This window comes from Kitasatospora sp. MMS16-BH015, assembly GCF_002943525.1.
Lineage (GTDB): Bacteria > Actinomycetota > Actinomycetes > Streptomycetales > Streptomycetaceae > Kitasatospora.
In genome coordinates this window covers 2,587,139-2,606,732 of sequence record NZ_CP025394.1, presented here as the reverse complement: position 1 = coordinate 2,606,732, position 19,594 = coordinate 2,587,139, and the positions used below count along the sequence as shown (strand labels likewise).

Genomic DNA, 19,594 nt, shown 5'->3' with positions numbered 1-19,594 from the left:
CCCGGCCGATCGGCGGCCGGACTCAGCCCTCGTGGTTCGCGAGGATGTAGTTCACGGCGTCGCCGACGGTCTTGAGGTTCTTGACCTCGTCGTCCGGGATCTTCACGTCGAAGCGCTCCTCGGCGGCCACGACGACCTCGACCATGGAGAGCGAGTCGACGTCGAGGTCGTCGGTGAAGGACTTGTCGAGCTCGACGTCCTCGACCGGGATACCGGCGATCTCGTTGACGATCTCAGCGAGACCTTCCAGGACCTCGTCCTTGGTAGCCATAGCGGCTGCTCCTCTTCACTGTGATTCGACCGCTGCCCGGCGGGCAGTCGGCAGTTCGTTCCCCGCGCGCCCGCGGGTGCGGGGCACGGTCGGTCAGTCAGTCGGGCCGGGAGGCCCGGTGATGCCTAGGGGAGAGTAACGACTGTCGCGGCGTACACGAGACCCGCCCCGAAGCCGATGATCAACGCGAGGTCGCCGCTGCGGGCCTCGCCGCTCTCCAACATGCGCTCCATGGCCAGCGGGATCGAGGCCGCGGAGGTGTTGCCGGTGTAGGTGATGTCGCGGGCGACGGGCACCGAGTCGGGCAGTTCGAGCTTCTTGATCATGGCATCGGTGATGCGCATGTTCGCCTGGTGCGGGATGAAGGCACCGAGCTGGTCGGCGGTGATCCCGGCGGCGTCCAGCGCCTGCTGGGCCACCTTGGCCATCTCCCAGACGGCCCAGCGGAAGACCGCCTGGCCCTCCATCCGGAGCGCGGGCCACTTGGTCTCCTCGCCGGCGCCGTTGACGGCGTCCGGCTTGGCGAAGGCGGTGTCCCAGGCCTGGGTCTGCGAGATGACGTCCTTCTGCGAGCTGTCCGAGCCCCAGATCACCTTGCCGATGCCGGGGGTGTCGGACGGGCCGACGATCGCCGCGCCCGCGCCGTCGCCGAAGATGAAGGCGGTGGAGCGGTCCGACTGGTCGGTCAGGTCGCTGAGCCGCTCGACACCGATCACCAGCACGTACTCGGCGCTGCCGCCGCGGATCATGCCGTCGGCCAGGCTCAGGCCGTAGCCGAAGCCCGCGCAGGCGGCCGAGATGTCGAAGGCCGGGGCGGTGCCGCAGCCGAGCCGGTCGGCGATGTCGGTGGCGATCGCCGGGGTCTGCTTGAGGTGCGAGACGGTGGCGACGATCACGCCGCCGATCTGCGCCGGGTCGATCCCGGCCTGGGCGATCGCCTTGCCGGCGGCCTGCACCGACATCTCGGCGACGGTCTCCTCCGGGCCGGCCCAGCGGCGCTCGGCGATCCCGCTGCGGGTGCGGATCCACTCGTCCGAGGAGTCGATCCACCCGAGCACCTCGGCGTTCGGGATGACCCGCACCGGGCGGTAGCCGCCGACCCCGTGGATGCGGGAGTACTGGGCGCCGGTGACGGGCTTGATCCGGGGGGTGTTGCTCTCGGGGGTGCTCATGCGCTCTGCTCCTGACCGCCGTGCTCCGCGACCAGGGCGCGGGCCTTGTCCAGTTCGGCGGGGGTCTTGAGGGCCAGCGTCGCCACACCCTTGAGGTTGCGCTTGACCAGGTTGGTGAGGGTACCGGCCGGGGCCAGCTCGATCACTGCGGTGGCGCCCAGCTCGCCGAGGGTCTCCATGCAGAGGTCCCAGCGGACCGGGTTGGAGACCTGCGACACCAGCCGGCTCAGTACCTCGGCGCCGTTGCCGACGACCTTGCCGTCCTGGTTCGAGACGTACGCCACCTGCGGGTCCGCCACGGTGAGGCTCGGCGCCAGCTTGGCGAGCCGCTCCACCCCGGGGGCCATGTGCTCGGTGTGGAAGGCACCGGCGACCTTGAGCGAGATCACCCGGGAGCCGGCCGGCGGGTCGGCCTTGAGGGCCTCCAGCTGGGCCAGGGTGCCGGCCGCCACGATCTGGCCGCCGCCGTTGTTGTTCGCGGCGGTGAGGCCGTGCTCGGCGAGCTTCGCGGCCACCAGCTCCGGGTCGCCGCCGAGCAGTGCGGCCATGCCGGTCGGGGTGATCGCGGCGGCCTCGGCCATCGCCAGCGAGCGCTCGCGGACGAACAGCAAGGCGTCGTGGGCGCTCAGCACGCCGGCGCCGGCGGCGGCGGTGATCTCACCGACGCTGTGCCCGGCCACCGCGCCGACCAGGCGGCGGGCCTCGGCCTCGTCGGGGAAGAGCGCACGGGCGGTGAGCAGCCCGGCGGCCACCAGCAGCGGCTGGGCCACCGCGGTGTCCTTGATCTCCTCCTCGGAGGCCTCGGTGCCGTAGTGGACGAGGTCGAGCCCGGCCACGTCGGACCACCGCCGCAGCCGGTCGGCGGCGCCGTCCAGCTCAAGCCAGGGGCGGAGGAATCCAGGGGTCTGAGCACCCTGTCCAGGGGCGACGATTACGAGCACGGTTCAACCCTCTCTCGCCAGGCACCCGGGGGCGGGTAGGCGACGGTAACGAAGAAAAGCAGCGCGGATTGTGGACTCCCTACAGCCCGCTCATCCCTGTTCGACCGCGGCACCGAGTCGGCCCAGGGCCAGTGCGATGCGCAGCGTGAACGCCGACCGCACGTCGGACGGAGCATAGCCCGTGACGTCAGTCACACGTCTCAGCCGGTAGCGCACGGTGTTCGGGTGCACAAAGAGCATCCGGGCGGCGCCCTCCAGGGAGGAGGCCTGCTCGAGGTAGACACTGAGCGTCTCCAGCAGTGCCGAGCCGGCTTCGTCCAACGGTGTATAGATTTCCTCCACCAGTTGGCGCCGGGCCGCCTGGTCGCCCGCCAGCGCCCGCTCGGGCAGCAGGTCGTCGGCCAGCACCGGGCGCGGCGCGTCCGGCCAGGCCGCGCAGGCCTTGAGGCCCGCGGCGGCGGCGTGCGCCGACTTGGTGGCGGAGAGCAGGTCGCCCACCGTGGGGCCGACCACCACCGGGCCGGGGGCGAACTGGCCGATCAGCGCGCGGGCCGCGTGCACCGGCTCCTTGTCGCCGCCCACCACCACGACCAGGCGCTTGCCGAGCACCCCGGTGAGCACGTGCAGCTTGGCGTACCGGGCGGCCCGGCGGATCGCCTCCACCACCAGCTCGCTGTCCCCGTCCGGGGCGCTGCCCATCACCACCCGCACCTGGCTGGGCTGGCCCCAGCCGAGCGCGGCGGCCCGGGAGAGCACGCCCTCGTCGGCGTCCCCGGAGAGCAGGCTGTTGACCACCAGGGCCTCCAGCCGGGCGTCCCAGGCGCCGCGCGCCTCGGCCGCCTGGGCGTAGACCTGGGCGGTGGCGAAGGCGATCTCGCGGGCGTAGACCAGCACCGACTCGCGCATCCCGGCCTCGTCGCCGGGGGCGGCCACCTCCTCGATGGCCTCCTCCATCACCTCGATCGTGGTGCGGATCAGCTCGACGGTCTGGCGCAGGGTGATCGCCCGGGTGAGCTCGCGGGGCGCGGTGCCGAACACGTCCGTGGAGATCGCCTGCGGGGCGTCCGGGTGGCGGTACCACTCGGTGAAGGCGGCGATGCCGGCCTGGGCGACCAGGCCGATCCAGGACCGGTGCTCGGGCGGCATCCGCCGGTACCAGCCGAGCTGGTCGTCCATCCGGGCGATGGCGTTGGTGGCGAGCTTGCCGGAGGACTTCTCCAGGCGTTTGAGCGTGGCGGCGCGCAGCTCGGCGCGCTCGGTGGCGAGGCGTCGCTCCTGCGCCGTCAGGCGCCCCCGGCGTGCGGGGCGGGGCGGTTCCTCGCCGACCGGCGGAGCGGGCTCGGCGGCCTGGTCGGTGGCCTTCGTGGTGGCGGCCTTCTTGGCTGCGGTCTTCTTGTCGGAATTCGCTGAAGCGGCTGGCACAGGGACAAGCCTGCCTCACCGCGAGGGGTGCTCGTGCACACCCCCCTCGGCTGGGGGCCGAGGGCGGCTACCGTGACGGTGTGACTGACGTAACCTCGCGGCCCCGGGCCGACCTGCGGCGTGCGGCCGAGCGCTACCTCTCCACCCCCGCCGACGGCGTCTCCACCAGGCACGCCTTCTCCTTCTCCGGCCACTACGACCCGAAGAACGTCTCCTTCGGGGCGCTGCTCGCCTGCAACGAGGAGACCCTGGCGGTCGGCGCCGGCTTCGACGACCACCTGCACCTGGACACCGAGATCCTCACCTGGGTCGTCGAGGGCGCCCTCTCCCACCGGGACGGCCACGGCCACGCGGGGGTCGTCCGTCCCGGAATGATCCAGTACCTGAGCGCCGGAGCCGGGGTGACGCACTCCGAACGCAACGTCGGCGGAGCGGAGGGCCCGGTCCGGTTCGTCCAGATGTGGCTCCAGCCCGGGGAGTTCGGGGTCGAGCCCGCGTACGGCCTGCGGAAGGTCGTGCCCTCGGCGGACGGGCTGACCCTGCTCGCCTCCGGGATGGAGCGGGACGCGGGGGTCGCTCCGCTGCGGCTGCGTCGGTCCGACGCGGCCCTGTGGCTGGTGACGGCCGGGCCCTGGCAGGCGCTGCCGGTGCTGCCCGCCGCGCCCTACCGCTACCTCCACCTGACGGCGGGTTCGGTCGGCTTCCGCACCGTCCCCGGCCCGCAGGGCGGCGGCCGCTCGATGGCACCGGGAGACTCCGTCCGTGCCACCGGCGGGGCCTTCGCCGATCCCACGGCGGGGGAGGACGGGGCGGAGCTGTTGTTGTGGGAGATGCACAGTCCTGTGCAGTACGGCTAGCCATCGGGGGCTCGGGGAACTGCGAGGGCATCCCCTGGGGCGTGTACTCGTTAAGGAGTGCCCGCCCCCTCGCATACCCTCGCAGTTCCCCGAGCCCCTGAAGGGTTAACGCCTCACTTCGGACAACACTGCATCCGTGAAGGCCGGCCAGGCCTCTGCTGCCCAGGGGCCGAAGTCGCGGTCGGTGAGGGCGATGCAGGCGAGGCCGGCGGCGGGGTCGACCCAGAGGAAGGTGCCGGACTGGCCGAAGTGGCCGAAGGTCGCGGGGGAGCTGGTGGTGCCGGTCCAGTGGGGGGACTTGTCGCTGCGGATCTCGAAGCCGAGGCCCCAGTCGTTGGGGCGGCGGTGGCCGAAGCCGGGGAGGACGCCGCTCAGGCCCGGGTAGGCGATCTCGCGGGTGGCCCGGGTGACGGTGGAGGGGTCGAGCAGGCGGGGGGCCTGCAGCTCGGCGGCGAACTTGGCCAGGTCGGTGACGGTGGAGAGGCCACCGGCGCCGGCCGGCGAGCGGTGGGCGGTGTTGATCAGGGTGGCCGTCATCCCGAGCGGAGCGAACACCGCTTCGGCCGCGTAGTCCGCGAAGGCGATCCCGGAGGCCTTGGCGAGGGCCTCGGACAGCACCTCGAAGCCGGCGTTGGAGTAGAGCCGCCGGGTGCCGGGGGCGGCCATCGCCTTCTGCTCGTCGAAGGCCAGACCCGAGGTGTGCGCCAGCAGGTGCCGCACGGTCGACCCCTCCGGCCCCGCCGGGTCGTCCAGCTCGAAGACGCCCTCCTCCACGGCCACCAGCACGGCGTACGAGGTCAGCAGCTTCGTCACCGAGGCCAGTGGGAACAGCTGGTCCTGTGGGCCGTGCGCGCCCAGCACGGCGCCGTCCGCGCCTCGCACCACCGCCGTCGCCGCGTTCGGTACCGGCCAGTCCTCGATCATCCGCAAGCTCTCCATGCCCCGCACTCTAGCCATCCCACGGCGTGGCGCCGCGTGGCAGGCTTGCTTGGAGTGCGCTCTAAGTCAGTAGCGTCTTACCCGTCACCGAAACCTGGGGGGCAACACCGTGGCCACGCTCGCACCGATCGACCTGGACCTGCTGACCTGCGGACAGGCGTACAGCGCGCCGAGCGCGGACGCGAGCCGTACCCCGCGCCACAGCATCAGCGAGGTCGCGACGGCGAGCGGGCTCACCGCCCACACGCTGCGCTGGTACGAGCGGATCGGCCTGCTCGATCCGGTCGACCGCTCGCACTCCGGCCAACGCCGGTACAGCGACGCCGACTTGGCTCGACTGGCCTTCCTCGGCCGGCTGCGGCTGACCGGGATGACGGTGGCCGACATGCTCCGCTACGTGGAGCTGGCCCGCGAGGGCGACCAGACCTACACCCAGCGCCACGAGCTCCTGGTGGCCCACCGCGAGACCGTCCGGCAGCAGATCGCCGATCTGCACGCGACGCTCGCGGTCCTCGACTACAAGATCGACCTGTACGCGGGCGGCCCGGCCGTGCCGAGCTGCCGCGAGACGACCGACAGGAAGAAGCGAAGCGCATGACTCTCCCCACCGCCGTCCTCGGCACGAACGGCCCGACCGTCGGGGTCCAGGGCCTCGGCTGCATGGGCATGAGCGAGTTCTACGGCCCCACCGACACCGCCGAGGCGCTGGCCACGCTGGACGCCGCGCTGGAGGCCGGGGTCACCCTGTTCGACACCGCCGACATCTACGGTTCGGGCCACAACGAGGAGTTGATCGGCCCGTTCGTCCGCGCCAACCGGGACAGGGTGGTGCTGGCCACCAAGTTCGCCATCGAGCGCAAGGCGGACGACCCGTCGTACCGGGGCGTCCGCAACGACCCGGCGTACATCCACGCCGCCGTGGACGCCTCGCTGCGGCGCCTGGGCGTCGACGTGATCGACCTGTACTACATGCACCGGCGTGACCCGCAGGTGCCGCTGGCCGAATCGGTCGGCGCCATGGGCGAGTTGGTCGCCGCGGGCAAGGTCCGGCACCTCGGGCTCTCCGAGGTGACCGGGGAGGAGCTGCGGGAGGCGCACGCGGTGCACCCGATCGCGGCCCTCCAGTCGGAGTGGTCGATCTTCTCCCGCGACGTGGAGAACACCGCCGTCCCGGCGGCCGCCGAGCTCGGCGTCGCCTTCGTGCCGTACTCGCCGCTCGGCCGCGGCTTCCTGACCGGCTCCTTCGCGGCGGCGGAGACCCTCAGCGCGGACGACTACCGCCGGGCGCACCCGCAGTTCAGCGGGGCGAACGCGGCGGGCAACGCGGCGCTGGTGGCACCGATCAAGGAGATCGCCGAGGCGCGGGGCGTGACGGCCGCTCAGGTGGCGCTGGCCTGGGTGCAGCAGCGGGCCGAGGTGCACGGCCTGACCGTCGTCCCGATCCCCGGCACCCGGAAGCGGAGCCGCCTGGCGGAGAACACCGCGGCGGCGACGCTTCGGCTCTCGGCGGAGGAGCTCGCCGTCCTGGAGCCCATCGCGGGCAAGGTGGCGGGCAATCGCTATGCCGACATGACCTTCACGTCGGCCGGCCGGGAGTAACGAGTTTGGGGGCTCGGGGAACCGCGAGGGCATGCGATGGGGCGTGTACTCGTTAAGGAGCGCACACCCCAGGGGATGCCCTCGCAGTTCCCGGAGCCCCTGTTGTGGTTGATGTCCCTCGTTGAGTTCCCCGAGCCCCTGGTGGGTCAGGGTCGGCGACCCAGCCAGGCGGCGAGCTGGTGGTAGGCCGGGGCGTCGTCGGCGATCGGCTGGACGGGGCCGAAGGGGACGTCGTCGCCGCGCCGCTCGGCCGGGAGGACGAACTTGGCCACGGCGAGGGCGGCTTCGGCGAGGGTGTCGTCGAGGGCGGCCTCCTGGCCGGTGGCCCGGGCGATGTCCCAGGTGTGGGTCACGGCCTCCATCACGTAGCCGCCGAGGGCCGCGCGGCCCGGGACTTCACCCCAGGGGGCGACGGCCACGGCGTCCAGGCGGGCGTCGTCCGCCCAGGCGGCGGTGACGCGGGCGCGGGCCCGGGTGAGGACGGCCGGCCAGGCGTCGTCGGCGATCTCCCCGGTGGCCGCGACGACATCGCCGGCGTGGCCGCCCTCACCGACGTAGGCGATCCGGTGGATGCCGCCGATGACGTGGCTGAGCAGGGCCCGGAGGTCGTACTCGCTGCACGGGGTGGGCAGCGAGAGCTGCTCGGGGGTGATGGTGGCGACCAGCTTCTCCAGCTGGTCGAGCGCGGCCTGGTAGCCGGGGCGGGGGTCGGTGGTGGTGCCGCTCATGGGGTGCTCCTCGATGCTCGACCGGGCGGCTTCGGCCCGGTCCGTCCTGCTGACGAGGAGGACTCTGCCGGGAATACCTGACATCTCGTGTCAGGTATTCCGACTATCTTCTGATGGCATGAAAGCCGACCGGCTGCTCTCGATCATGTTGCTGCTCCAGACCCGGGGGCAGGTGCCCGCCGCCGAACTGGCCGAGCGGCTGGAGGTCTCCGTCCGCACGGTGTACCGGGACGTGGAGGCGCTCTCGGCGGCCGGGGTGCCGGTCTGGGCGGAGCGCGGGCGGCACGGCGGGATCCGGCTGCTGCCGGGCTACCGGACGGACGTCACGGGGCTGACCGGGGACGAGGCGCGGGCGCTGTTCGTCCTCGCGGCGGACGGGGCGCACGAGGCGCTCGGGCTGGGCGGGGCGATCGACTCGGCGCTGCGGAAGGTGATGGCGGCCCTGCCGGCCCCGCACCGGCCGGCGGCGGAACGGACCAGCGAGCGGGTGCTGGTGGACCCGGCACGGTGGCGGGCGCAGGCCGCCGGGGAGGTGGACCTCGGGGAGCTGCAGCGGGCTGTCTTCGCGGACCAGCGGCTGGAGTTGAGCTACCGGCACAGCGGTACGCGGGAGGTCGCGGAGTACGTGGTCGACCCGTACGGGCTGGTGAGCAAGGCGGGGGTCTGGTACCTGGTGGCCGATCTGGCGGGGGAGCCGCGGCTGTTCCGGGCGGACCGCGTCCGGGGTGCCAGGGGGCTGGCGGAGCCGGTGCGGCGGCGGGGTGGGTTGGGGCTCGCGGAGGTGTGGGGCGGGCTGCGGGAGTCGGTGGAGCGGCGGCCCAGTGAGGTGCGGGTGCGGATCCGGGTGCGGCGGTCGGCGCTGGACATGTTCTTGCGGATCCACCAGGGGCTGGTGCTCGAGTCGTACGAACTGACCTGCGAGTTGGTCGAGTTGGTGATCGGGCTCGGCTCGGTGCGGGCCGCTCGCATGCTGCTCACGTACGGCGCGGATGTGGAGGTGGTGGAGCCGCGCGAAGTCAGGGAGGAGTTGGCGGCTGCGGCGCGGGAGGTGCTGGGGGTGTACCAGTGAGGTGTGCGCCCCTGGGGATGCCCTCGCAGTTCCCCGAGCCCCTGGTGGTTGCTGACCGAGCCCCTGACCCCGGACATAGTCTCTCAAGGGGGAGGAGGGTCTGTCATCGACTTCAGGGATGATCTTTGGCACAGTGCGCGCCCGTAGGGTTTCTTGGTCCGATTCCTGTCGATTCAGGGGAGCTTGACCTTGCTCACCGACCTTGCCGCTCGGGCGGCGGAACTCACTGCGATGGCCGAGGCTGACCACCGGGCGGCGCCTTGGGCGAACAGCGGGGATCCGGAGGAGCAGTTGGCCTGGCGGCGGCTGACGGCCGAACATGCGGACTGGCTGGGGGAGTTCCTCGACGAGCACGGCTGGCCGACGGCTGAGCTGGTGGGGGTGGAGGCGGCTCGGGCGGGGTGGCTGATCGCTCAACACGCCGATCGGCAGCTGGAGTTGCAGCGGCGGGCGGTGCGGCTGCTGGCCCGGGCGGTGGCGCAGGGGCAGGCGGGGGAGCGGGAGTTGGCGTTCCTGCGGGACCGGGTGTTGGTCAACGAGGGGCAGGAGCAGGTCTACGGGACGCAGATCGCGGGGGTGCGGGACGGGCGGCCGGTGCCCTGGCCGTGCGTGGAGCCGGAGCGGTTGGACGAGCGGCGGGCTGCCGTGGGCATCCCGCCGTTCGAGGCGTACGTCGCGCCGTACTGCTGATCAGCCGTGGTACCGGGCGTCAGGGGTGGGTGACGTCGCCGTAGTCGCCGAGGGCGATCGAGCCGAAGTTGCGCAGGCTGGCGGTGTGCGGGGAGAGGTAGCCGGTGTGGCCGGCCGCGCCGGCCGAGGAGACCTGGACGGCGTCGAAGTCGGGGCCGGTCGGGTCGGCGCCGTGGCCGAGGCCGCCGACCTCGAGGTACGGGACGTTGCCGATCCAGTCGGTGGGGTTGCGGGTGGCCCAGACCCGGACGCCGTCGCCGAGCTCGGCGGCGTTCTGGACGCCCATGCCGGGGCTGCCGAAGACCACCAGGTCGGTGCGGAGGCCGTCGTGGATCCTGGGCGCGGCCACGCCGCAGACCACCGAGCCGTAGGAGTGGCAGAAGAGGGCGGGCGGGGCGGCGGGGGAGCTGGTGACGGCCAGGCCGGAGAGCAGGCGGGCCAGCCGGGGGGCGGCAGCCTCGGCCAGGCGGGAGGTGACGGCGTCCGGGCCGAGGCCGGAGGGGGTCACGTAGCCGGTCCAGGCGATCACCGCGGTGTGGGCGTTCGGGTCCTGCCGGTGCTCCTCGGCGAGCAGCGCGCGGGCCATCCCGGCGGGGGAGCGCAGCGGGTCGGCGGTCTGGTCGAAGTGGGCCAGGTCGGCGTCCGAACCGGGCACCAGGACGGCCACCCGCTGGGCCGAGGCGAGGTCGCCGTAGACCTCGCTGACCAGGCCGCGGCCACGCGGGTCGAAGGCCAGGATCTGGCGGCCCTTGGCGAGCAGGCCCTCGCTGTCGTTGGCGCGGGAGAGGGCCAGTGCGCGGGTGTCGGCGTCCAGCTTGGTGTCGTTGGCCCGGGCCCGGGCCTTGTCGCGCTCGGCGGCGATGGCCAGCCGGTTGGCCTGGTAGCGGGTCTGCAGCGGGGCGCCGTCCAGGTTGCCGACCACCAGTGGGTACTCGGCGATCAGGCGGGTGGTCTGCTCGGGGGTGAGCGAGGCGAAGAAGGTGGCCACGACGGTGGCGCTCGCGGTGGCCGGGTCGGGCAGCGAGCGGCCCAGCGAGTGGTCGGCCACCCACTCGGCGGAGCCGGCCGGGGGAGAGGTGATGGCCACCTGCTCGTTGGCGGAGACCGCCTGGGCGGCGGCGGCGCCGGCGTCGGCCAGCACGGCGGAGGCGGCGAAGACGCCTATCAGCACCCGCTTGACCCGGCGGCGGCGCAGGACGCTGAGCTTGGTGGCGCTCAGCTGCTTCGCCTTCCGGCGTACCGCGCTGAGGCGCACCGCACCGAGCCGTTTGTGGTTGGGCTGCATGGGCGACAACTCCTCGGACCCTCTGACCTGCACGGCGGGCGGGGCCCGATGGTGGTACGACCGCCTGCGCTCCGGGCCAGCGTAGGCGCTCGAAGTGCGGGGCGTGCAGAGTCTAAACTGTGGGAAGGCTCACATGGGAAGGCCTGCGTCTCCGGGTTCGCCCGGAAGTACCGTCAGGCTCGCCCGGACGTGCCAAGTGCCTCGTCGTACTCCCGCACCAGCTTCTTCGGCGCGATGCTGCGCCAGGCTTCGGCGAGCAGGTCGCCCAGCTCCTCCTCGGCCACCTTGGCCAGCTGCACCTGCACCCAGCCGTGCCGCCCGACGTACGGCGCCACGGAGTAGACCTCGGGGGCGGCGGCGAGGAGTTCGGCCTGGTCCTCGTGGGTGGCCTTGACCGCCACGGAGCCCTCGCCGGGGGTGCCGAGCGCGAACATCTTCTCACCCACCCGCAGCGTGACCCGCGTCTCCCAGGTGAGCCGCTCGGCCGCTTGCGGCAGCGCGAGGCCCAGCGCCAGGAACTGATCGAACGTCACCATGGGCACAGCCTAGGTCGTCCCGGGCTGCTCTCCTACCCCATCGGCGTACCGGGCAGGTGCGGATTCCGTCACAGCGGTCAGGCTCTGTCAGTTCTCATCGAGCCGTCCTCTCGGGCCCGGTGGTTCAGACCATGCCGAGGGCGTACGCGGTGAACAGGGCGGCGCCGGTGCCGGCCACGGCCTTCCAGGTGCGGCTCGGCCAGGGGCCGTCGAAGCGGCGGGCGTAGTGGCCGATCGCGGCCAGCAGCAGGGCGAAGACCGGCAGCCAGGCGAGCCGGGCGAGCAGCCAGCCGAGCGAGTCGGGGGCGGTGGTCAGGCCGGGGACGGCGCCGAGGCGGGAGCCCAGGGTGCCCACCGTGAACATCGCGGTCTGGTGCCAGCAGAAGATCGTCATCGCCGAGAGGTTGACCAGCACCACCGGCAGCCAGAGCAGCGGGCGGCGCAGCGCGCGGCCGAGCCGCTCGCGGAGCAGGATCGCGGCGCCGCACTGGGTGGCGGCCAGCGCCAGCACCAGGAGGGACGGCGGGTGCGAGTTGGTGCGCTCGACGCCGGGCACCCCGACCATGCTGGCCGGGTAGTGGAAGGCCAGCAGCAAGGTGGCGAACAGCGCGCCGCCGCCCAGCAGCAGGGCTCGCGCCCCGGCCTTGCCGATCCGCCCCTGGGCCCAGGAGACCCCTAGCTGGTAGCCGAACAGCCAGCCCGGCAGCAGGTTGACCAGCCCCAGCCAGCCCGGCACCGACCCGGCCCAGGGCCCGTACCGGAGCAGGTCGACCACGGCCACCGCCGCGAGCAGCGGCGCCGCCGCCCAGCCGCCGAGGCGGCGGCCGACCTTCGCGCAGTACGGGGTGAGCGCGGTGAGCAGCAGGTAGATCCCGATGTACCAGAGCGGCTGCACCACGAGGGTCGTCCCGGTGCGGACGGTGGCCGCCGGCAGGCCGAGCCCGCGCAGCAGCGGGATCAGCAGGGCCCAGACCGCCGCCACCCCGAGCACCGGCCGCAGCAGCCGCACGCAGCGCCCGCGCAGCCACCGCGCGGTGCTCCGCCCCTTGGCCCGGGCCCGCTCCAGGGAGTGGTGCGCGGAGTGGCCGCCGACCAGGAAGAAGATCCCGAGCAGTTGGAGCACCCAGCTGAGCGGGGCGAGCCCGCCGAGGGCGGTGAGCGGGCTGGCGTTGTGCAGCTCCCCACCTGCGGAGAGGGTGAACCCGCCGAGCATCCAGTGGCCGAGCGGTACGGCGAGCAGCGCGAGGGCGCGCAGCCCGTCCAGGGCCCGGTCCCGGCTCGCGGGGGTCCTCGCGTCGATCTTGGCGGCGGTCCGCCGGAGGGTGTCAGTGCTGGGCATCGCGGCACTCCTTGCTGGTCGGGGTGCAGGTGACTGGGGTGCCGAGGGCGATGGCGGCGAAGTTGGCCAGGGAGGCGGTGCCCGGGGCGAAGTAGCCGGAGTGGCCCCGGGCACCGGTGCTGGTGACCACGCGGGCACCGAAGGTGGGGGCGGTCGGGTCGGCGCCGTGGCCGAGGCCGAGCAGGTGGACGTTGGGCACTTCGCCGATCCAGTCCTCCGGGTCGCGGGCGGTGGCCCAGAGCGGGACGGGCAGGTCGGCGGCGTGGCGCAGGCCCATGCCGGGGGAGCCGAGGGCGACCACGGCGGTGGTGCGGCCGGGGCGGAGGGCGGCGTGGCCGCAGACCACCGAGCCGTAGCTGTGGCAGTAGAGGGTGGTGGGGGCGTCCAGCCCGTCGAGCAGGCTGGTCAGCCGGGTGGCGCCGGCCTCGGCGAGGCCGGTGGTGGCCACGTCGAGGCTGAGGCCGGTGGGGGTGGTGTAGCCGGCCCAGGCGATCACCGGGATCCGGTCGGCGGTGGCCTCCCGCAGGGCCCGGGCCATCCCGGCGGGGGCGCCGTACGGGGAGCTGGTGCGGTCGTAGCTCATCAGGTCGATGTCGGCGCCGGGCACGAGCACGGCCGTCGGCCGGCCGGGCGCGAGCTCGCCGTACACCTCGGCCAGCAGGCCGCGGCCGCGCGGGTCGAAGACCAGCACCTGACGGTCGGCCAGGCTCGCATACCGCTCGGCCCGGGCCCGGGCCTCGGCCCGCGTACCGGCGCTCAGCCGGGTGTCGGCGGCACGCGCCCGCTCCTTCGCCGCCTCCAGGGTCAGCGCCAACCGGTTGGCCCGGTAACGGAGTTCGACCGGAGCCCCGTCCAGGTTCCCTGCCACCAGCGGGTACTCGGCGGCCAGCAGCTCGCCCTGCCCTGGCCGCAGCCCGGCGAAGAAGGCCGCCACCCCGGCGGGCGGCGTCACCCCGGGCTCGGGCAGCCGCACCCCGAAGGCGCTCTCCGCCCAACTCCCCGGCAGCCCCACGGCCGCCGCCTGCCCCTCCCCGGCCGACCACCCGCCGACCCCGCCCACCGCCACCGCGGCCAGCACCACCCCGGCCACCACCCTGCCCAGACGCCCGCGCATCCCCGCTCCTCCTCGTCCCTGCCTGCTTGCGAAATCCGTTCGCGACGAGGAGGAAGGTAGGAAGACGACGGCCCCCCGGGCGTCACACCGGGGGGCCAACTCGCGGGTGCTACCGGGGTACTACTGACCCGGCGTCACCAGGCCGGATTCGTAGGCGATGACCACGGCCTGGGCGCGGTCGCGGAGGTCGAGTTTGGCGAGGATGCGGCCGATGTGGGTCTTGACGGTCTGTTCGGCGAGGACGAGGCGGTCGGCGATCTGCTGGTTGGAGAGGCCGCGGGCGATGAGTTCGAGGACTTCGGTCTCGCGGGGGGTGAGGGCGTTGAGGCGGAGGGTGTCGCGGCGGGGGGCGGGGCGGGTGCGGGCGAAGTCCTCGATCAGGCGGCGGGTGACGGAGGGGGCCAGCAGGGCCTCGCCGGCGGCGACCACGCGGACGGCGGCGATCAGGTCGGCGGGCGGGGCGTCCTTGAGCAGGAAGCCGCTGGCGCCGGCCCGCAGGGCCTCGTAGACGTAGTCGTCCACGTCGAAGGTGGTGAGCATGAGCACCTTGGGCCGCCGGGCGGCGCCCGGGTCGAGCAGCCGGCGGGCGGCCTCCAGGCCGTCCATCACGGGCATCCGAACGTCCATCAGGACCACGTCCGGCAGGGTGCGGCCGCAGACCTCCAGGGCCTGGGCACCGTCGGCCGCGTCGCCGACCACGTCGATGTCGCTCTGGGCGTTGAGCAGGGCCGCGAAGCCGGCCCGGACCATGGCCTGGTCGTCGACGATGAGTACGCGGATGGTCATGCGGAGGGCTCCCCGAGGTGTTCGAGCGGCAGGACGGCCGCGACCCGGAAGCCGCCTTCCGGGAGCGGGCCGGTGTCCAGCCTGCCACCCAGCAGGCGGACGCGTTCCCGCATCCCGGTCAGCCCGTGCCCGGTGCCGGCCGTCTCGACGGCGGGGCCGCCGGCCCCGACGGTGTTGACCACGGTGATCCGCAGCGTCTCGTCCTCGGCCGCCAGCGAGACCCAGACCTGTGCGCCGGGCGCGTGCCGCACCACGTTGGCCAGCGCCTCCTGGACGATCCGGTACGTGGACAGGCCCACGGCCGGCGGGAGTTCGCCGAGCGCGGTGACCTCCGCGGTGACGTTCAGCTCGGCCCGGACGCCGGCCTGGGCCACCGTCTCGACCAGGCCGGGGAGGTCGGTCAGGCCCGGCTGGGGCAGCTTCTCGGGGGCGTCCGAATCGGCCCCGCGCAGCACTCCGAGCAGCCGCCGCATCTCGGTCAGCGAGCCGCGGGCGGCGGCGGCGATCGAGCCGAACTCCTCGACCGCCTCCGGCGGCAGGCCGGTCAGCCGGTAGGGGGCGCTGTCGGCCTGCACGGTGATCACCGACATGTGGTGGGCCACCACGTCGTGCAGCTCGCGGGCGATCCGGGCCCGCTCCTCCAGCAGGGTGCGCTGCGCCCGCTCGGTCTCGCTGATCGCCTCCTGCTCGGTCAACTTCCGCTGCGCCTCGGCCCGTTCGCGCAGGCTGCCGACGAGCAGCAGGACGACGCCGGAGAGTGCGAGCACCAGCAGGCTGTTGTTGGGCCCGTGGTCCGCCCCGGAGAAGAAGAAGGTGAGGCCGAGGCAGCCGGCGGCGGTGGCCAGCCAGACGGCGTACAGCGTGCGGCGGCGCTCGCGCAGGGCCAGCGGCACCATCAGCAGGGTGTACCCGACGATCCCGGGCACCGACCAGGGCCAACCGGTCTGCGAGGCACGGTCTTCGAAGGCCACCAGGACACCGGTGAGCAGGTCGGCGGCGGCCACGATCCACCAGGCGGGCAGCGGCCGACTGACCGAGAGCAGCAGCGGCACCGCCTGCCCGACGGCCAGGCCGCCGGCCAGCGCCGGGGCCAGGCCGTGGTCGTTGTGGAGCACGGCGATGCCGGTGGGTAGCAGGGCGGCGGTGGCGCCGATCGCCAGCAGGTACGGCAGCAGCCGCAGCCAGCGGCGGGCGCTGGCCGAGAACAGCACCCCGTGCTCGGGGGAGGGGTGGGTCAGGGCGCCCAGCAGGGCACTGATCGTCTGCGGGGCTCTCATACCCGCCAGCCTAGGAGGCAGGGAGTCCCGAGTCGTGACCCTCGGGTGCCAAGTCCGGGGTCATACCCAGGTACTACGCCCCGGAGCGGGCGCAGAGGAGGGAGGAAGAGGGGATGAAAGGAGGGGGGAGCAGGAGGGAGGGTGAGCGGGAGTGCCGGGGTCGCCCGCCGGAGGCCTACGCCTCGGCGGGGCTGCGCCAGCTGCCGGCCAGGGCCGGGCCGAGCTGGTCGAAGTGGCGCTCGATCAGCTGGATCATCGACTCCGGGCCGCCGCAGTCGGTGGTGTCGGCCTCGGCGCTCCAGGAGAGGTGGGCGCTGCGCAGCACGCCGCTGAAGACGGCGGCCATGACCCGGGGGCGCAGGTCGGCGGCCGGGTCGAGGCCCTCGCGGGCGGCCAGGATGCCGGCCACCACCAGCTCCTGCTCGGTGATCCGGCGCAGGTGGGCGGCGAGCAGGGTGGGGGTGTCCTCGATCAGCTGGATGAGTTCGAGCGCGGTGGTGATGGTGCTGGGGCCGTTCTCGGGGCCGGCGCCGAGTTCGCGCCAGGTCAGCACGATGGCGTTGCGCAGCGCCCGGAGCGGGTTCTCCTCGGCCGGGCGGGCCCGCAGGTGGGCGATGAAGTGGTCCTCGGCGTCGGCCAGCACGGCGAGCGCGACCTCGTCCTTGTTGGCGAAGTAGCGGAAGAAGGTGCGCTGGGAGACGTCCACGGCGGCGGCGATCTCGTCCACGGTGGTGCGGCCGTACCCCTGCACCAGGAAGAGCCGGTGGGCGGCCTCCACCAGGGCGTCCCGGGTGCGCTGCTTCTTGCGTTCGCGCAGGCCGATCGGCGGGCCCGCCGGGAGCAGTCCGGGGCGGGCGGGGTCCGTGAGCCGCGCGGTCATGGCGGGGGGCCTTCCGACGTGGGTGTGTCGGGTCAACTCTAGCGTTCTGACATATGTCAGCCATTAACAGAAGACAGTGTTTGCCGAATGTCAGCTGCTGTCATATTGTCCCTGGAGGGTGGCGCCCGTCCGGCCGGACGACTCGTGGGGACGGGTGGGCCGGGGCGCCACTCCCGGGGCCTGTCCCGACGGCCCCCGTGCCGTGAACTCCCGGAGGGCCCCCAGCCATGAGTCAGTCCGTCCAATCCCGCGAGGCCAAGGCTCCGGCCGGGGCCGGCGGGGGCAGCAGCCTCAAGGGCCACCCTTGGCTGACGCTGCTCACCGTCGCCGTCGGCGTCATGATGGTCGCCCTCGACGGCACCGTGGTGGCGATCGCCAACCCGGTCATCCAGACCGACCTGAAGGCCTCGCCCGCCGACATCCAGTGGGTCACCAGCGGCTACCTGCTCGCGCTCGCGGTCTTCCTGATCACGGCCGGCAAGATCGGCGACCGGTTCGGCCACAAGACCACCTTCCTCGTCGGCGCGGCGGGCTTCGCCGCCACCTCGGCCGCGATCGGCTTCGCGACCAACATCCAGACGGTGATCGCCTTCCGGGTGCTCCAGGGCCTGTTCGGCGCGCTGCTCCAGCCCGCCGCGCTCGGCCTGCTGCGCGGCGCCTTCCCGGTCGAGAAGCTCAACATGGCGATCGGCATCTGGGCCGGTGTGATCGGCGCCTCCACCGCCGCCGGTCCGATCGTCGGCGGGCTGCTGGTCGAGCACGTCAGCTGGCAGTCGGTCTTCTTCATCAACATCCCGGTCGGCCTGATCGCGCTCGCGCTCGGCCTCTGGATCCTGCGCGACGTGCGCGCCGAGAACGCCGCGAAGTCCTTCGACATCCCCGGCATCCTGCTGCTCTCGGCCGCGATGTTCCTGCTGGTCTGGGGCATCATCAAGGCCCCGACCTGGGGTTGGGGCGCCGGCACCACCTGGCTCTTCCTGGGCGGCGCGGTGCTCGCGCTGATCGCCTTCGCGCTCTGGCAGACCAAGGCGAAGGAGCCGCTCATCCCGCTCAGCCTCTTCCGCTCGGTGCCGCTCTCGGCGGGCACCCTGCTGATGGTCCTGATGGCCTTCGCCTTCTTCGGCGCGATCTTCTTCGTCACGTTCTACCTGCAGAACGTGCACGGGATGACCCCGGTCCAGGCCGGCGTCCACCTGCTGCCGATGACCGGCATGATGATCGTCGGCGCGCCGGCCGCGGGGGCCGCGATCGGCAAGGTCGGGCCGCGGATCCCGATCGTGGTCGGCATGCTGCTCACCACCGTCGCGATGTACGGGATGTCCACCCTGGACACCGGCTCGGGCACCGGCGTGATGTCGCTCTGGTTCGTCCTGATGGGCCTGGGCATCAGCCCGGTCATGGTCGGCGCCACCGAGGTCATCGTCGGCAACGCCCCGCTGGAGCTCTCCGGCGTGGCGGGCGGCCTGCAGCAGGCCGCGATGCAGGTCGGCGGCAGCCTGGGCACCGCCGTGCTCGGCGCGGTGATGGCCGCCAAGGTCAGCTCCGTGCTGCCCGGCAACCTCACCGCCGTCGGCCAGGCCCTCCCGCCCGGCCCGCAGGGCGAGGGCCTCAAGCAGGCCGCCCAGCTGGGCCTCACCCCGCCGCTGCCCCAGGGCACCCCGGCCGCCGTCTCCGAGGGCCTCTCCACCGCGATCCACCACTCCTTCGTGAGCGGCATGTCGATGGCCTTCGCCGTCGCCGCCGTGGTGGCCTTCGCCGCCGCCCTGCTCGGCCTGCTCACCAAGCGCGGCACGACGGACGCCGGCCCGGCGGTTCACATCTGAGGGGCGGAAGGCCAGGGGCGCGGGGCCCCGCTGAATCTACTGCGTGCGCGGGCAAGCGAAGGGGCGCGAGTCCGGTAGCCGTACGGACCCTCGCGCCCCCGGTCTTGCAGCGCAGCAGCAGAGTGTCGGCGGTTCGTGGCCCTGTGACGGCCGAGGGCAGGCGCTCGACGGTAGTCCCGGTGAACCCGGCCTGGTCCAACAGTTCGGTCCAAACGTGCTCCTGGAGGACCCAGCGTCGCAGCGTCGCCCCGGCGCCCTCGGGGGTCCTGGCAGGGATCTCCGCGGGCACGGCGTCCGGTTCGGCCGGCACGCCGGTCAGGTAATGGCCCAAGGTCGCGATGACGAGCAGGCCACCCGGGCACAGCGCGTCGGCAATGGCGGGTAGCAGCCGGTGCGGGTCGGTGAAGTCAACGGCGCCGAAGACGCTGTAGGCGATGTCGTAGAAGCTGGGGCGTTCGAACAGATGGCGCGTCACATCGGCTTGGATCGGTCGCAGGACGGGCGCGAGGTGGCCGAAGAGGTCGAGAGCCATGGCGTGTTGGGCGGGCGACGCGTCGACGGCGTCGACCAGCGTGGGGCGGTGGTGTGCCGCCAAGTGGGCGGAGTGGCGTCCGGCGCCGGATCCGAGATCGACGATGCAGCGACCGGCCAGGTCGCCAAGGATCTCTACGCCTGGGCCGCCGTCCTGGGCCCAGTTCCAGCAGAATCGGTCCGGGACGGCGCGGTCGGTGGCGCCCCGGGTGCGGCCGTAGTGGTGCCAGAGATCGACCGGGGTGGTGCGCGCAGGCGTGGTCACCCGGCCGATCCTGGCAAGCGAAGCGCCGGCGTGGGCGGCTTCGCCGGAGGTTCACCCGTCTGCCCGTAAC

The 19,594-nt window shown here is 73.2% G+C and carries 20 protein-coding genes; 6 read left to right on the top strand and 14 right to left on the bottom strand.

Annotation, left to right across the window (positions count from 1 at the left end):
- Nucleotides 1-22 precede the first annotated feature (22 nt).
- From CFP65_RS11290 to CFP65_RS11275, 4 genes are all read right to left on the bottom strand, one after another.
- A complete protein-coding gene (locus CFP65_RS11290; protein ID WP_104815980.1) occupies nucleotides 23-271 on the bottom strand; it encodes an acyl carrier protein in 249 nt (82 codons plus the stop codon).
- 125 nt (nucleotides 272-396) lie between these two features.
- Nucleotides 397-1,443 (bottom strand): beta-ketoacyl-ACP synthase III, encoded by a 1,047-nt coding sequence (locus CFP65_RS11285; RefSeq protein WP_104815979.1) that lies wholly within the window; start codon nucleotides 1,441-1,443, stop codon nucleotides 397-399.
- Nucleotides 1,440-2,384, bottom strand: a complete 945-nt coding sequence (locus CFP65_RS11280; protein WP_104815978.1) for an ACP S-malonyltransferase — start codon at nucleotides 2,382-2,384, stop codon at nucleotides 1,440-1,442. The genes CFP65_RS11285 and CFP65_RS11280 overlap by 4 nt, the downstream gene beginning before the upstream one ends.
- Nucleotides 2,385-2,474: 90 nt before the next feature.
- Nucleotides 2,475-3,671, bottom strand: coding sequence for a CdaR family transcriptional regulator (locus CFP65_RS11275; protein ID WP_104820791.1), 1,197 nt, complete (start codon nucleotides 3,669-3,671; stop codon nucleotides 2,475-2,477).
- A 215-nt stretch (nucleotides 3,672-3,886) separates the two neighbouring features.
- Between CFP65_RS11275 and CFP65_RS11270 the strand changes: the two genes are divergently transcribed.
- Nucleotides 3,887-4,663, top strand: coding sequence for a pirin family protein (locus tag CFP65_RS11270; protein WP_174805522.1), 777 nt, complete (start codon nucleotides 3,887-3,889; stop codon nucleotides 4,661-4,663).
- 105 nt (nucleotides 4,664-4,768) lie between these two features.
- Here the strand turns inward: CFP65_RS11270 and CFP65_RS11265 are convergent, their stop codons facing one another.
- Nucleotides 4,769-5,602, bottom strand: coding sequence for a serine hydrolase (locus CFP65_RS11265; protein ID WP_104815977.1), 834 nt, complete (start codon nucleotides 5,600-5,602; stop codon nucleotides 4,769-4,771).
- A 142-nt stretch (nucleotides 5,603-5,744) separates the two neighbouring features.
- On the opposite strand from CFP65_RS11265, the gene CFP65_RS11260 reads away from it, so the two are divergent.
- Nucleotides 5,745-6,200: a MerR family transcriptional regulator gene (locus CFP65_RS11260; RefSeq protein ID WP_254552885.1), complete on the top strand. Its 456-nt coding sequence runs from the start codon at nucleotides 5,745-5,747 to the stop codon at nucleotides 6,198-6,200.
- A complete protein-coding gene (locus CFP65_RS11255; protein WP_104815976.1) occupies nucleotides 6,197-7,201 on the top strand; it encodes an aldo/keto reductase in 1,005 nt (334 codons plus the stop codon). Before CFP65_RS11260 ends, CFP65_RS11255 begins: the two co-directional genes overlap by 4 nt.
- 146 nt (nucleotides 7,202-7,347) lie before the next feature.
- Here the strand turns inward: CFP65_RS11255 and CFP65_RS11250 are convergent, their stop codons facing one another.
- Entirely contained in the window at nucleotides 7,348-7,929 is a 582-nt protein-coding gene (locus CFP65_RS11250; RefSeq protein WP_104815975.1) for a TIGR03086 family metal-binding protein, read from the bottom strand.
- Nucleotides 7,930-8,047: 118 nt separating this feature from the next.
- Here CFP65_RS11250 and CFP65_RS11245 point away from each other — a divergent pair, with 118 nt between their 5' ends.
- The gene (locus tag CFP65_RS11245; protein WP_104815974.1) at nucleotides 8,048-8,998 is read left to right on the top strand and encodes a YafY family protein; all 951 of its coding nucleotides are present in this window, start codon (nucleotides 8,048-8,050) and stop codon (nucleotides 8,996-8,998) included.
- Between the two features lie 231 nt (nucleotides 8,999-9,229).
- Complete coding sequence (locus CFP65_RS11240) at nucleotides 9,230-9,688, top strand: DUF6624 domain-containing protein (protein WP_371682525.1); 459 nt, start codon at nucleotides 9,230-9,232, stop codon at nucleotides 9,686-9,688.
- A gap of 19 nt (nucleotides 9,689-9,707) precedes the next feature.
- On the opposite strand, the gene CFP65_RS11235 is transcribed toward CFP65_RS11240, so the two are convergent.
- The 7 genes from CFP65_RS11235 to CFP65_RS11205 form a co-directional block, all read right to left on the bottom strand.
- Nucleotides 9,708-10,973, bottom strand: coding sequence for an alpha/beta hydrolase (locus CFP65_RS11235; protein ID WP_168219591.1), 1,266 nt, complete (start codon nucleotides 10,971-10,973; stop codon nucleotides 9,708-9,710).
- Nucleotides 10,974-11,146: 173 nt separating this feature from the next.
- Nucleotides 11,147-11,509 carry an MmcQ/YjbR family DNA-binding protein gene (locus CFP65_RS11230; protein ID WP_104815973.1) on the bottom strand — a complete coding sequence of 121 codons (363 nt, stop codon included), beginning with the start codon at nucleotides 11,507-11,509 and terminating at the stop codon, nucleotides 11,147-11,149.
- A 124-nt stretch (nucleotides 11,510-11,633) separates the two neighbouring features.
- Entirely contained in the window at nucleotides 11,634-12,848 is a 1,215-nt protein-coding gene (locus CFP65_RS11225; RefSeq protein ID WP_104815972.1) for an acyltransferase, read from the bottom strand.
- Nucleotides 12,835-13,962 (bottom strand): alpha/beta hydrolase, encoded by a 1,128-nt coding sequence (locus CFP65_RS11220; RefSeq protein WP_104815971.1) that lies wholly within the window; start codon nucleotides 13,960-13,962, stop codon nucleotides 12,835-12,837. Before CFP65_RS11220 ends, CFP65_RS11225 begins: the two co-directional genes overlap by 14 nt.
- A gap of 120 nt (nucleotides 13,963-14,082) precedes the next feature.
- The gene (locus CFP65_RS11215) at nucleotides 14,083-14,748 is read right to left on the bottom strand and encodes a response regulator transcription factor (RefSeq protein ID WP_104815970.1); all 666 of its coding nucleotides are present in this window, start codon (nucleotides 14,746-14,748) and stop codon (nucleotides 14,083-14,085) included.
- The gene (locus CFP65_RS11210) at nucleotides 14,745-16,025 is read right to left on the bottom strand and encodes a sensor histidine kinase (RefSeq protein ID WP_104815969.1); all 1,281 of its coding nucleotides are present in this window, start codon (nucleotides 16,023-16,025) and stop codon (nucleotides 14,745-14,747) included. Before CFP65_RS11210 ends, CFP65_RS11215 begins: the two co-directional genes overlap by 4 nt.
- A 175-nt stretch (nucleotides 16,026-16,200) precedes the next feature.
- Nucleotides 16,201-16,905 carry a TetR/AcrR family transcriptional regulator gene (locus CFP65_RS11205; RefSeq protein ID WP_104815968.1) on the bottom strand — a complete coding sequence of 235 codons (705 nt, stop codon included), beginning with the start codon at nucleotides 16,903-16,905 and terminating at the stop codon, nucleotides 16,201-16,203.
- 227 nt (nucleotides 16,906-17,132) lie between these two features.
- Between CFP65_RS11205 and CFP65_RS11200 the strand changes: the two genes are divergently transcribed.
- A complete protein-coding gene (locus CFP65_RS11200) occupies nucleotides 17,133-18,728 on the top strand; it encodes an MFS transporter (RefSeq protein WP_104815967.1) in 1,596 nt (531 codons plus the stop codon).
- Here the strand turns inward: CFP65_RS11200 and CFP65_RS11195 are convergent.
- Nucleotides 18,682-19,524, bottom strand: a complete 843-nt coding sequence (locus tag CFP65_RS11195; RefSeq protein ID WP_104815966.1) for a class I SAM-dependent methyltransferase — start codon at nucleotides 19,522-19,524, stop codon at nucleotides 18,682-18,684. The genes CFP65_RS11200 and CFP65_RS11195 overlap by 47 nt on opposite strands.
- Nucleotides 19,525-19,594: the final 70 nt, after the last annotated feature.